Raw genomic sequence first — 13,110 nt, forward strand, 5'->3', positions numbered from 1 at the left:
GCTGCCCCTCAAGCACCACATGCAAAGGGGGAATCACTTCCATGAAAACCAGAACGCTCATCCTCGCGGGCCTCGCGCTCGGCGGAGCCATGCTGCCGATGCAGGCGATGGCCCGCACCCAGATTCGCGCCGTCGGCTCATCGACCGTCTATCCATTCGCGACCGCAGTTGCCGAGCGTTTTGCCCGTGCCAACCCGAAGTTCGGTGCGCCGATCATCGAATCGACCGGCACTGGCGGCGGCATGAAGCTGTTCTGTGCTGGTGTCGGCGAAGCCTTTCCCGACATTGAAAACGCCTCGCGCCGCATGAAGGCTTCGGAAGCCAAGGCGTGCGCCGCCAATGGCGTGACCAGCGTCACCGAAGTCCAGGTCGGCCTCGACGGCATTGCGGTCGCCACTGCCAAATCGTCGCCGCTTTCGGGCCTGACGACCGACGACATCTACAAGGCGCTCGCCAAGACGCCTTATGGCAAGCCTAACAAGGCGGTCACCTGGAAGGACGTCAACGCCAAGCTCCCGGCGCTCAAGATCCAGGTCTATGGTCCGCCGCCGACGAGCGGCACGCGCGATGCATTCGGCGAACTGATCATGACCGATGCCTGCCAGAAGAACGCCGCGATGGCCGCGCTCAAGAAGAGCGACGAGAACAAGTTCAAGGCGATCTGCACCGCTGTGCGCGAAGATGGTGGGTATATCGAAGCCGGCGAGAACGACAATCTGATCGTCTCGAAGCTCGAAGCCAATCCCGGCACGGTCGGCCTGTTCGGCTATTCGTACCTCGAAGAGAATGCCGCGAAGATCAAGGGCATCGCGATCAACGGCGTCGTCCCGACCTATGACAGCATCGCCAGCTTCAAATATCCGGGCGCCCGCCCGCTCTACGTCTATATCAAGAATGCGCATGTCCGTGCGATCCCTGCGATCCGCCCGTTCATTGCCGAATTCGCGAAGGAATCGACCTGGGGCAAGGAAGGCTATCTGGTCCGTCGCGGCCTGATCTCCGCGCCGGACGCGGTGCGCGCAAAGGCGGCTGCCAATGCCGCGGCGCTCACGCCGCTCGACTTCTCGACCCTGAAATAAGGCATTCCGCCGGAGCGATCGCTTCGATCGCTCCGGTTTTCCGATCACAATCCCAAGGGGGGACCATATGACGATATCGAAATTCACGGCCGGCCTGCTTGCCGCCAGCAGCCTTGCGCTGGTTGCCGCTCCGGCCCTCGCCCAGGATCAGGCCGCACCGGCCGAAGCCGCGCCGACCGCCGAGGAAACTGCCGCACAGACGGCATTCCTCGCCGCGCAGGTCGAATCGCTCCAGGCGCAGATCGAAGCGCTCAAGAAGCAGATGACCAATGTCGCCCCCTCGTGGAAGGGCGCTCCGCAATGGGCCGACAGCTCGGGCTGGAGCTTCAAGCCCAAGGGCGTGATCCAGTTCGACGCCGGTTATGTCAGCATCCCCGGCAAGCTCTCGGGCGTAGGCCTGCAGTCGGTTGGTACCAGCGTTGCCGGTTCGGGTGCGATCAACACCAACAATCTCGGCTGGAACATGCGGGCTCGCCGCCTGATTTTCGGTGCGGAAGGTTCGATTCCCGGTGGCTTCGGCTACAAATTCGAACTGCAGGTGGCGCAGGGCACGGTCGACTATGAGGATCTGGTGCTGACCTATCAGAAGCCGGGTAGCCCGTTCCTGACGACGATCGGCTATCAATATCCGCTGTCGAGCCTCGAACTGCTCACCAGCAACCGCTTCACCAGCTTCATGGAACGCGCGACGATGAACGACGCGTTCGGCTATGGCCGCCGTCTCGGTGGCTCGGTTGCCTATCTCGATCCGGCCGGCCGTTATACGCTGACCGCCGGTGTCTATGGCGGCAACGAGATCGTCGACAGCACCAATTTCAACCGCAACGCATGGCAGGCCTCGGTCCGCGGCACCTACTCGCCGATGATCGGCGATATTCAGGCGCATCTCGGCCTGACCTTCCAGCACCGTGTTGCGGCGAGCGACACACGCGCCGTCCGTTATCGCGCGCGGCCGTTCTCGCAGACGACCGATCAGCGCTTCATCGACACCGGCCGCATTGCCGCCAAGGGCGATGACGTCCTCGGTGTCGAAGTCGCCGGCATCTACAAGTCGCTGCACGTCGCCTCCGAAGTCCAGAAGCTCTGGGTGCGTGGCATCAGCACGAACGCCTTCGGTCCGAATAACGGTCCGGCGGCGGCGGCCGGCACGGCGGGTTCGGCGATCTTCCCGCAGGACGATCCCGATTTTCTGTCGGCCTATATCGAAGCCGGCTATTTCCTGACGGGCGAGACGCGCGGCTATAAGGGCGGCAAGTGGGATCGCACGAAGGTGCTCAATCCGATCGACAAGGGCGGCTGGGGCGCCTGGCAGATCAACGGTCGCGTCGATTATACCGATCTCGGCGATCGGGTTGCTCCGGGTGCGATCGCTTCGGGGACGACCTATGTGAACGGCGGCAAGATGACCGGATATCAGGCCAGCCTGATCTGGCTGCCGATCGATTATATCAAGTTCATGCTGCAATATTCGCATGCGCATGTCGAAGGCGGCATCGGCGCGGTCGCGCCGTTCACCACCTCGACGACAGCTTTCTTCGATCGGCCATATAATGTCGATCAGGCTGGCCTGCGGGCGCAGCTCGACTTCTGATAACAGTCCCCTCGCCAAGGCTGCCGGGCATCCCCTTAGGTCCGGCAGCGTGCGATACCTCTGGCCGGTGGCATTGCCACCGGCCTTTTTTTGATCACTCGCCGGCGGCTCTGAGTTGACTTGCCCGCGCGCAGGCCTTCAATCGCCCTATGCGCTTTTTTTCCGACAACGCCGCCCCGGTCTGCCCCGAGGTTTTCGCCGCGCTGGCCGCGGCCAATCATGTCGATACGGCCTATGACGGCGATGCGATCAGCAAGAGCCTCGACGGCGTCTTTTCCGATCTGTTTGAAACGCCTGTCGCGGCCTTGTGGGTATCGAGCGGCACCGCGGCCAATGCGCTGGCGCTGGCCGCTCTGGTCCAACCCTATCAGGCTGTGATCTGCCATGCCGACGCGCATATCCAGGGCGACGAATGTGGCGCCCCCGAATTCTATACCGGCGGCGCCAAGCTGATGCTGGTCGAGGGACCGGGCGCCAAGATCGCTCCCGATCGGGTGGCGGGGCTGCTCGGATCGGTACGCGCGGATGTCCATCAGGCGCAGCCGGCGGCGATCTCGATTACCAACGCCACCGAATATGGCTGTGTCTATACGCCCGACCAGGTGGCGGCGCTGGGAGATCTGGCACGGGCGCGCGAGCTCGGATTCCATATGGATGGCGCGCGCTTCGCCAATGCGGTGGCGACGCTCGGATGCTCGCCTGCCGATCTCACCTGGCGGGCCGGCGTCGACGTGCTGAGCTTCGGCTTCGTCAAGAATGGCGGATTGTCGGCCGAAGCGCTCATCTTCTTCCGCCCCGAACTGGCGGCGGCAACCCGTTATCGCCGCAAACGCGCGGGCCATCTGCTGTCAAAGGGGCGGTACAGTGCGGCGCAGCTGATCGCGATGCTGAAGGATGACCTCTGGCTGCGCAATGCGCGGGCGGCCAATGCGGCGGCGGGCCGGATCGCATCGGCCGCACCCGATCGGCTGATTGAACCCGTGGAAGCGAACGAGATCTTCATTCGGCTGTCGCCGGCCGAAGCGGCATCGCTGCGCGCGCAGGGCTTCGATTTCTACGACTGGGGCGAGGGCGGCGCGCGGTTCGTCACGAGCTGGAGTCAGCCGGAACCGGAGGTGGCTGCGCTCGCTGCCGCGCTCGCCACGTTATGACGCGCCCGCCATCGGGCGTGCTGCCCGGGCGGGTGATGCTGGCCTTCATCATCGTGACGTTGATCTGGGGATCGACCTGGCTGGTGATCCGCGGCCAGCTTGGGACCGTCGATCCCGCCTGGTCGATCTGCTACCGCTTCCTGATCGCTGCGGCGGCGATGTTCGTCTATGGCGCGTTCGCCCGGTCGCCGATGCGGCTGGACCGGGCGGGGATCCGTCTCGTCTCGCTGATCGCACTGACGCAATTCTTCCTGAATTATACGCTCGTCTATCACGCCGAAGCGCGAGTGACATCGGGTGTGGTCGCGATGATCTTCGCCTTGCTGATCGTTCCGAACGCGCTGCTGGCCCGGTTTTTCCTCGGCATGCCGATCTCGGGGCGTTTCGCGCTCGGTTCGATCGTTTCGCTGGTCGGATTGGGGTTTCTGTTCGGCCATGAGGTCGTGCATGCGGCCAGCGGTGGCGGGCCGGTCGCGCTGGGTATCGGGATGGCGCTGGTTAGTGTGCTGGCCTGCGGTTGCGCGAATGTGCTGCAGGCGAGCCGGCTCGGGCGGACGCTGTCGCCGGTGCCGGTAATGGCCTGGTCGATGCTGATCGGATCGGCGATGAACGCGCTGTTCGGGTTCGTCGCGGCCGGCGCACCGACGATCGATCTCGATCCGTCCTATCTGGCTGGGATCGTCTATCTCGGGCTGTTTGGCTCCGCTGTGACCTTCCCGCTTTATTACCTTGTGATCCGCGAGATGGGGCCGGCGCGCGCCGCTTATTCGAGCGTGCTGACGCCGGTGATCGCGATGGGCCTGTCGACTCTGTTCGAAGGCTATCGCTGGTCGCTGGCGGCGGCGTTCGGCGCGTTGCTGGTGTTGATCGGATTGCTGGTGGCGCTCAGCGCACGCAAGCCCGCCGCATAATCCGGATAGAGCGGCGCCCAGCCGAGCAGCCGCTTGGCCTTGCCGTTCGCGACCCGGCGGTTCTCCGTATAAAAGCCGCGCGCCATCGGCGACAGGCCGGCTTCGTCGATCGTCTGCAAGGGCGGCCAGGCCACGCCCAGCAGGTCGCAAGCCTGTTCGATGACATCATTCTGGTGGCACGGCCGATCGTCGGCTAAGTTGTAGATGCCCGGCGGCCCGCGATCGATGCTGGCCAGCAGTCCGCCTACGATATCGTCGACATGGACGCGGCTGAAAACCTGTTTCGGCACGTCGAGCCGGTGCGCCTTGCCGCTCGCCACCCGATCGAGTGCCGATCGGCCGGCGCCATAGATGCCCGGCAGTCGAAACACGCGCACAGCCGGGTGTAATATTTGCCAGGCGGAATCGGCGGCGGCGCGCGCGTTGCGGCGGCCCGTGCCGATCGGCGTGGCTTCGTCGATCCAGGCGCCGCCGCTATCGCCATAGACCCCGGTTGAGGACAGATAGCCGATCCAGCGTGCCGGGGCCGCGCTCAATTGCGCGGCATATCGCGCGAGCACCGGATCGTTCGCGCCATCGGGCGGGACCGACGACAGGATATGGCTCGCGGAAGCGATGGCGGCTGTCACGGCGTCGCGATCATCGAGCATCGATCGCCCGATCGTTTCGATCCGCCAGTTTTGGCCGGCAATCGCCTCCGCGAGGCGCGATGCCGTGTAGCCGGGGCCGAAGATCAGGAGCGAGGACATGGGTTTAGTCTATCGGCGTACGGGCTTGCCGGCCATTGTTTCCTGTGTTCGGCCGGCGTAGATCGCTAAGATGCTCGATATCAAGGTGGCTGCGGCCAATCCCCCTGTCATTCGCCGCGAAGACTATCGCGAGCCCGATTGGCTCGTGCCCGACGTCCGGCTGGCGTTCATACTCGATCCGGCAAAGACGCGCGTCAGCGCGCGTCTTTCCGTCACCCGAAACGGCACGCATGCGCGACCGATCCGGCTGAATGGCGACGGGCTCGCGCCGGGCGCGGTGCGAGTCGACGGGGCGCCGGACGCGGGCTGGCATATGGACGGTGCGGATCTGATCATCGATCTGGCGGGCGACACGCATGTGATCGAGACCGAGGTCGAAATCGCGCCCGAAGCCAATTCGCAACTGATGGGCCTTTATGCGTCGGGCGGCATGCTGTGCACCCAGTGCGAGCCCGAAGGCTTTCGTCGGATCACCTTCTTCCCCGATCGGCCCGATGTGCTGAGCCGCTATTCGGTGCGGATGGAGGCGGACAAGGCCCGCTTTCCGGTGCTGCTGTCGAACGGTGATCTGGTGGAGAGCGGCGATCTGGGCGAAGGCCGGCACTTCGCCGAATGGGCCGATCCGTTCCTCAAGCCCACCTATCTGTTCGCCTTGGTCGCCGCCGATCTCGCGGCCAATGTCGACAGCTTCACGACGATGAGCGGCCGCTCGGTCAAGCTCGCCATCTGGGTGGCGCCGGCCGATCTGCCGAAGACCGATCATGCGATGGCGGCGCTCAAGGCGTCGATGGCGTGGGACGAGCATGTTTATGGCCGCGAATATGATCTGGGCGAGTTCAACATCGTCGCGGTCGCCGATTTCAATTTCGGCGCGATGGAGAATAAGAGCCTCAACATCTTCAATTCGCGCTATATTCTCGCCGATCCCGATACCGCCACCGATGCCGATTTCGATGCCGTGGCCGGTGTCGTCGCGCACGAATATTTTCACAACTGGTCGGGCAATCGGGTCACCTGTCGCGACTGGTTCCAGCTATCGCTGAAGGAAGGTTTCACCGTCTTTCGCGATCAATGCTTCTCGGCCGATCAGGGATCGCCGGCGGTCAAGCGGATCGAGGATGTCCGCGGGCTCAGGGCAGCGCAATTCCCCGAGGATGCCGGGCCGCTCGCGCATCCGATCCGGCCCGAAAGCTATATCGAGATCTCGAATTTCTATACGGCGACGGTTTACAACAAGGGCGCCGAGGTCATCCGGATGCTCCACACCCTGCTGGGCGCGCAGCGGTTCAGGGCGGGATCGGATCTCTATTTCGCCCGCCATGACGGGACGGCGGCGACGTGCGAGGATTTCGTCCGCGCGATGGAGGAGGCGACCGGCGAGGATCTCTCGCAATTCCGCCTCTGGTATCGCCAGTCGGGGACGCCGCGGGTCAAGGCCAGCCTGCGCCACGATCCGGCCAGCGAACGCGCCCATCTCACGCTCGAACAGACCATACCGCCGACGCCGGGCCAGCCCGACAAGCAACCGATGCCGATCCCCTTGCGCATTGCCCTGTTCGGGGAGCGCAGTGGCGGGATGTTCGGTGAGGAGCAGCTTGTATTGCTCGGCGAAAATCATCGCGAAGTGGTGTTCGACGGCATTAGCGAACGTCCGATCCTTTCGATCAACCGCGGTTTTTCGGCGCCGGTCACGGTCGATTCGGATCGTTCGGCCGCCGATCTCGCCTTCCTGTCGGCACATGACGACGATCCTTTTGCGCGCTATGAGGCGATGCAGCAGCTGATGGTCGATACGATGGTCGCTGCGATATCGACCGGGAAGGCCGATCATCGCCCCGTGATCGATGCGATCCGGCGCACGCTCACCGATCCGGCGCTCGACGCGGCGTTCATCGGCGAAGCGGTCTTGCTGCCGTCCGAGGCATTTGTCGGCGATCAGATGCTGGTGGTCGATCCGCAGGCGATCCACGATGCGCGCGAGGCGTTGCGCCACGATATCGGCGTCGGGATGGAGCAGGCATGGCGCGATGCCTATGATCGTTGCCGCGCCAACCGGTTCGAGCATACGCCCCAGGCCAAGGGCAGCCGGCGCCTGCGCACGATCGCCTTGGGCTATCTGATCGCGAGCGGGGCCAGTGATGGCGCGAGCCTGGCCAAGGCCCAGTTCGACGATGCCGACAACATGACCGATCGGCAGGGCGCCCTGGGACTGCTCACGAACATTGCGGTACCGGAGACCGATGCCGCGCTGGCGGTGTTCTACAACCGATATCGCGACAATGGGCTGGTGCTCGATAAATGGTTCACTGCGCAGGCGCTGTCGGCGCGGGCGGATACGATGGATCGGGTCGAGGAACTCGCCCGCCATCCCGATTTCACCCTGACCAATCCGAACCGGCTACGCTCGCTGGTCGGTGCACTGTCGGCGAACCAGTTCATCTTCCACGACCGCTCAGGCCGTGGCTATCGCTTCCTCGCCGATATGGTGATGCAGATCGACGCGCTCAATCCGCAGACGGCGGCCAAGCTCGTGCCGCCGTTGGGCCGCTGGCGCCGGTTCGGCGAGGATCGGGCGACCTTGATGCGGACCGAACTCGAACGGATATTGGCGCGCCCGAACCTGTCGAAGGATGTGTTCGAACAGGTTTCGAAGAGCCTGGGGTGATAGAAGAGCTCAAGCCCCTCCTCTTCAGGGGTGGGGTTGGGGTGAGGCCTCACCTCCCAATCAGGGCTGGTCTCGATGAGATGCGGGTGCCCCACCCCCAACCCCTCCCCTGAAAGGGAGGGGTTTTTTACTTGCCCACCCAGTCCGCCACGTCGTTGGCCACTGCGTTGCTCGCCCGGTTCAACGCCGCGACGACGCTGTCGGGCTGTTCAGAGGCCGTCGGCACGCTTGCCTCGAAGCGGCGCGTCCGGATCTCGCCCGATCCCGATTTCGACAGGGTCGCATCGTAAACCACCACCACCTTGCCCTGCCCGCCGACCAGCTGGAAAGCCGAGATCGTGCCGGCCAGTCTGGTATCGGGATTGATCGCGGCGTTTTTCGCATCGGGAACGAAGCGTCCGGTTCTGGCTTCGATCGTTTCCGCGAGCAGATCGCGGAACAGATGCGTCGGAATATCGGACCACATCGCCTTCGGAAGATAGGCGAAGGCATTGCCGGGCGCTGCGACCGCGATCCGCTGGTTACGCAAAGCCGCGATGGTTACCGGTATGGCGACGCTGATCGCGGTCTTGTCCTGCGCGACACGCGTCTCGCTCGCCGGCAGCTTTGCATCCGACGACAGGCTCATCAGCTGCGCCGGTGGTTTCTCGCCAAAGCTGATGCAGCCCGAAAGCGGGGCGACTAAAGCGACGGCGATCAGCGGTGACAGGCGGCGAAACATCATGAGCCTCAATTCTTTGGCTTATAGTCGGGGAGCTTCGATCCGCCGACCAGCGCGCCGGCGCCGCCGCGATCGAGCTTTGTCGAAATCGCATTCAGCGAATCGGACATATCGGCGAGGTTGCGCACGAGCTGGTTCACCTCGGGTACGGTCTGCGACGAAAACGCCTTCAGCCCCGGCCGCGCATCGGTGATCGCGCCGTCGAGCGATTCCATCGTGTGGCGTGCAGCCTCGGTAGCCTTGTTGAGGTTGGCCATCGCCGGCCGGACATCGCTGGCGACGACTCCGTTGGTGCTTTCGGCGAGCGTGCCGATCTTCTGCGCGGCCTCGCCGACCTGCTGAACGGCGGTCTTGATTTGGGCAAGCGCGGCAGCGATTTCTGGGCCGCGATCGGCGAGCGATCCCGTCAACCTGTCGACATGGGCAAGAATCCCGCCGATCGATTTCTGGTTCTTGTCGTTGAGCAACTCGGTCAGCCGCTCGGTCAGCGTTGATATCCGCTGGAGCAATTCGGGTGCCGAACTCAGCAACTCCCCGAGCGCGCCCGGTTTGGTAGGAATAACGGGCTCGCCATAGGGCCCCACTTCGGTGATTGGCGGAGCACCCTTGATGGCGCCATCGAGGTTGATCTGGCTGACCCCGGTGAAACCGACTCCCGCGATCGTCGCTGTGGTGCCTTGCAGGATCGGTGTGTCCTGCTGCACCGCAATGCGTACGCGGACGAATTCGGGGCTGTCGGGCAACAGCTGAATCCGGTCGATCTTGCCCACGGGGACGCCGGCGAAGGTCACCGCCGATCCCTTGGCGAGACCTTCGACCGATGTCTTGAAGAAGATGTCATATTTCTTCTCGGCAGATCCGGTGAAACCCGCCAGCCAGACGATGAAGACCAGTAGCGCGAGCAGCAGGCCGAGCACGACGCCGCCGACGAGCACATGGTTGGACCGGGTTTCCATCAGTTTCTCATGCCCCGTTCGTGCCTTCTGCCCTGGCGGCGCTGTTCGCCGCACCCCGCCCGCGCGGTCCGTTGAAATATTCCTGGATCCACGGGTGATCCAACGCCAATAGTTCCGCTATCGTTCCAACCGCAATGATGTGCTTGTCGGCGATCACCGCAACCCTGTCGCAGATCGCGTAGAGCGTATCGAGATCGTGGGTGATCAGGAAGACCGTCAGATCCATCGTCTGGCGCAGCGAACGGATCAGTTCGTCGAACGCCGCGGCGCTGATCGGGTCGAGCCCAGCGGTCGGTTCGTCGAGAAACAGCAATTGTGGATCGAGCGCGAGCGCCCGCGCCAGCCCGGCACGCTTGCGCATGCCGCCGGACAATTCGCTCGGATATTTCGGCCCGGCCTCGGCGGGCAGACCCGTCATCGCCACCTTATAAGCCGCGATCTCGTCAAGCAGCTGGGGATCGAGATCGGGGAAATATTCGCGGATCGGCACCTGCACATTTTCGGCAACCGTGAGCGTCGAAAACAACGCGCCGTTCTGGAACAATACACCCCAGCGCTGGCGGACGCGTTTGGCTTCATATTCCTCGCGCCCGATCATCGACTCGCCAAACACGTCGACAACGCCGGCGGTCGGGGCCTGCAGCCCGATGATCGATCGCATCAGCACCGATTTTCCGGTGCCCGATCCGCCGACGACGCCCAATATTTCACCGCGGCTGACATCCAGATCGATGCCATCATGAACCACCTGATCACCGAAGCTGTTCTTCAGCCCCGCGACATGGACGACGATATCGCCTTTTGCTTCTGGCGTGTCGTTCATATCCACCCGATCGAACTGAAGAAGACCGCAAACACCGCATCAAGGACAATCACCAGGAAGATCGCCTGGACCACCGACGCAGTCGTGCGCAGGCCGACTTCCTCGGCATTCCCCTTCACCTGCATCCCCTGATAGCAGCCGGAAATAGCGATGATTACGCCGAACACCGGCGCCTTGATGAGGCCGACCCATAAATCGGTCAAAGGGACCACTTCGCGGATCCGCTGGACGAAGGTAACCGGAGGAATGCCGAGATCGATCCAGCAGAAGATGCCGCCACCCACGATCGCGACGATCGCGGCGTAGAAGCCAAGCAGGGGCATCAGCAGGATGGTCGACAATACTCGCGGCAGGATCAGCGCCTCCATCGGCGACACGCCGATGATGCGCATAGCGTCGACTTCTTCGGCCAGTTTCATCGATCCCAGCTGGGCGGCAAACGCGCTGCCCGAACGACCGGCGACCATGATCGCGGTCATCAGCACGCCAAGCTCGCGAATCGTGATCCGGCCGATCAGGTTGATCGCGAACACCTCTGCGCCGAACTGGCGGAGCTGAACGGCGCCCTGCTGGGCGATGACGATGCCGATCAGGAAGCTCATCAGCCCGACGATGGCCAGCGCCTGGACCCCCACCACTTCGAACTGCCGCGCCATCGCGTTGCCGCGGAACCGGCGGGGATGAAGGGCCAGCCCTGCCGCCCCGATCAGGGTTGCGCCGAAAAAGCCCAGCAGGCCGTATAAGGAGCTTGCGGCGGCGACCGTCCCCTGACCCATTTCGTCGAGCACGCGGAAAAATGCGGGCCGGGAATCAGGACGAATCTTTAATGGGCGGTCGGCGGCCGCTACCTGTTCGAGCAGGTGGCCGAAATTATCGTTGGCGCCATCGACGGGAATATCCTGATCGCGCACGACGCGATGAATTAGCCAGGCGCCAACCGTATCCATCCGCCCGACCTGGCTCAGATCGATCCTGGCGGGCTTTTCGGACAGCGATTCGAGCCGTTGCGACAGGTCACCAAGCCGCGCCAGGATCATGTCCCCGGTGAAGATCAGCGTTCCTTCATCGAACTGAAAGTCGGCGGGCGCGTTCATGCCCGACAGGATTGATCGATTAGGGCGGGATCGGCAAGCATCCGAAATGAAATTCCCGCCTTCGCCGAAGGTTCCCTATAGAGTTGCACCATGATTGAACTCGCTATCTACGATATGGACCGCACCATCACGCGGACAGGGACCTTTACCCCCTTCATGCTGCACGCTGCGGGCCGGCTGGCCCCATGGAGGCTGATCTTCGCGCCGGCAGCGGCAGCGGTGGCGCTGGCTTATGTGGCGAAGCTGATCGAACGCAAGACGGTCAAGGAGACGAACCAGCGGCTGATGGTGGGGCATCGCGTAACGCCTGCGCGGTTCCGCGAAGCCGCCGAAACCTTTGCCGATCGCACGTTACGGTTCAACGTTCACCCCGGTGCGCTCGACGCGATTGCCACGGATCGCGCGGCCGGCCGCCGGCTGGTGATGGCGACCGCCTCGTCACGCCTCTATGTCGAATCGATTGCGGCGCGGCTGGGCTTCGACGACGTCATCGCGACAAATGGCATCCAGGGGCTCGATGAATATGTCAGCCCGAAGATCGACGGTGAGAATTGTTACGGGCCGGCGAAGCTGCGGATGATCAAAGCGTGGATGGCAGCCGAGGGACTGGAGCGCACCGATTGCCATATCCGCTTCTATTCGGATCATGCGTCGGACGTGCCGGTGTTCGAATGGGCGGATGTACCCCTGCCGGTCAACGCCCACGCAAAGCTGCGGCGAATCGCGAAGGCGCGCGGCTGGCCCCTGCAGAACTGGGGAATCTGAAGGGCGTCAGCCCTTGATGTCGCTCGCGTCGGCGGAAGCGGTTTTGGCGTTGCTGTTGTAGATGAAGCCGTTGACCGGATAGGCCTTGTTGCCGACCTTGCCGATCGGCGCGAACCAGACTTTGACTTCGCTCCAGTCGTTCCGGGCGGAGGCATCGACGACGGTGACGTCGCGTTCGATCTTGCCGCGTGCGCCGTTGATGATCGACCAGTTGGCATGGGTCACCTTGATCACGCGATCGCTGACGACCTGGCTGACGGTCGCGACATGGCCGGACCGCATCGAACCGATCGCCTTGAACACCAGCACTGATCCGATTTCCGGGGTGTTGCCGCGCAGATATTTGCCGACGGCCTGGTTCCACCAGCTCGCGGCGGCGCCGAACAACTGGATGCCGGAGATCATACGGGCATAAGGCGCGCACTGCAGGCCTTGGGCGGAAACGGCGGCGGGGCTTGCGGCCATGCAGGCAAGCAGCATGGAACCAAGTATCGCGCGCATCGTTTTCGTCATGTGGTAAGCCCCGCCCGAAATCCGTGAATATGTGACTGGCATCACATCGGGGGGGAGGGAATAGCGATAGGTTAACAGAATTGCTGCAATGC

At 63.5% G+C, this 13,110-nt stretch carries 12 protein-coding genes; 6 read left to right on the plus strand and 6 right to left on the minus strand.

From position 1 onward, the window contains the following. The first annotated feature begins 41 nt into the window (after positions 1–41). The 4 genes from BLS13_RS04425 (at position 42) to BLS13_RS04440 (ending at position 4,732) form a co-directional block, all read left to right on the plus strand. Positions 42–1,079: a substrate-binding domain-containing protein gene (locus BLS13_RS04425; protein ID WP_093450068.1), complete on the plus strand. Its 1,038-nt coding sequence runs from the start codon at positions 42–44 to the stop codon at positions 1,077–1,079. A 67-nt stretch (positions 1,080–1,146) separates the two neighbouring features. After that, positions 1,147–2,670, plus strand: a complete 1,524-nt coding sequence (locus BLS13_RS04430) for an OprO/OprP family phosphate-selective porin (protein ID WP_093450069.1) — start codon at positions 1,147–1,149, stop codon at positions 2,668–2,670. Positions 2,671–2,819: 149 nt separating this feature from the next. After that, the gene (locus BLS13_RS04435; RefSeq protein ID WP_093450071.1) at positions 2,820–3,821 is read left to right on the plus strand and encodes a threonine aldolase family protein; all 1,002 of its coding nucleotides are present in this window, start codon (positions 2,820–2,822) and stop codon (positions 3,819–3,821) included. After that, positions 3,818–4,732 carry a DMT family transporter gene (locus tag BLS13_RS04440; RefSeq protein ID WP_093450072.1) on the plus strand — a complete coding sequence of 305 codons (915 nt, stop codon included), beginning with the start codon at positions 3,818–3,820 and terminating at the stop codon, positions 4,730–4,732. Before BLS13_RS04435 ends, BLS13_RS04440 begins: the two co-directional genes overlap by 4 nt. Here BLS13_RS04440 and BLS13_RS04445 read toward each other — a convergent pair. Then, entirely contained in the window at positions 4,642–5,481 is an 840-nt protein-coding gene (locus BLS13_RS04445) for a Rossmann-fold NAD(P)-binding domain-containing protein (RefSeq protein ID WP_093450074.1), read from the minus strand. The two genes, BLS13_RS04440 and BLS13_RS04445, sit on opposite strands and share 91 nt — an antisense overlap. A 70-nt stretch (positions 5,482–5,551) precedes the next feature. Here BLS13_RS04445 and pepN point away from each other — a divergent pair, with 70 nt between their 5' ends. Continuing rightward, on the plus strand, positions 5,552–8,146 hold the full coding sequence (gene pepN, locus BLS13_RS04450) for an aminopeptidase N (RefSeq protein WP_093450075.1): 2,595 nt from the start codon (positions 5,552–5,554) through the stop codon (positions 8,144–8,146). 127 nt (positions 8,147–8,273) lie between these two features. On the opposite strand, the gene BLS13_RS04455 is transcribed toward pepN, so the two are convergent. Genes BLS13_RS04455 through BLS13_RS04470 form a run of 4 tightly spaced genes read right to left on the minus strand, consistent with a single transcriptional unit; the run spans position 8,274 to position 11,740 of the window. After that, positions 8,274–8,870 carry an ABC-type transport auxiliary lipoprotein family protein gene (locus BLS13_RS04455; protein WP_256325700.1) on the minus strand — a complete coding sequence of 199 codons (597 nt, stop codon included), beginning with the start codon at positions 8,868–8,870 and terminating at the stop codon, positions 8,274–8,276. A 5-nt stretch (positions 8,871–8,875) separates the two neighbouring features. After that, positions 8,876–9,823 (minus strand): MlaD family protein, encoded by a 948-nt coding sequence (locus BLS13_RS04460; protein ID WP_093450077.1) that lies wholly within the window; start codon positions 9,821–9,823, stop codon positions 8,876–8,878. Positions 9,824–9,830: 7 nt separating this feature from the next. Then, positions 9,831–10,646: an ABC transporter ATP-binding protein gene (locus BLS13_RS04465; protein ID WP_093450078.1), complete on the minus strand. Its 816-nt coding sequence runs from the start codon at positions 10,644–10,646 to the stop codon at positions 9,831–9,833. After that, the gene (locus tag BLS13_RS04470; protein WP_093450080.1) at positions 10,643–11,740 is read right to left on the minus strand and encodes an ABC transporter permease; all 1,098 of its coding nucleotides are present in this window, start codon (positions 11,738–11,740) and stop codon (positions 10,643–10,645) included. The genes BLS13_RS04465 and BLS13_RS04470 overlap by 4 nt, the downstream gene beginning before the upstream one ends. Before the next feature lie 90 nt (positions 11,741–11,830). Here BLS13_RS04470 and BLS13_RS04475 point away from each other — a divergent pair, with 90 nt between their 5' ends. Further along, positions 11,831–12,505: an HAD family hydrolase gene (locus BLS13_RS04475; protein WP_093450081.1), complete on the plus strand. Its 675-nt coding sequence runs from the start codon at positions 11,831–11,833 to the stop codon at positions 12,503–12,505. A 6-nt stretch (positions 12,506–12,511) separates the two neighbouring features. Here BLS13_RS04475 and BLS13_RS04480 read toward each other — a convergent pair whose 3' ends face one another. Continuing rightward, a complete protein-coding gene (locus BLS13_RS04480) occupies positions 12,512–13,018 on the minus strand; it encodes a CHAP domain-containing protein (protein ID WP_093450083.1) in 507 nt (168 codons plus the stop codon). Positions 13,019–13,110: the final 92 nt, after the last annotated feature.

Origin of the sequence: Sphingomonas sp. YR710 (assembly GCF_900101455.1) — a bacterium.
Classification (GTDB): domain Bacteria; phylum Pseudomonadota; class Alphaproteobacteria; order Sphingomonadales; family Sphingomonadaceae; genus Rhizorhabdus.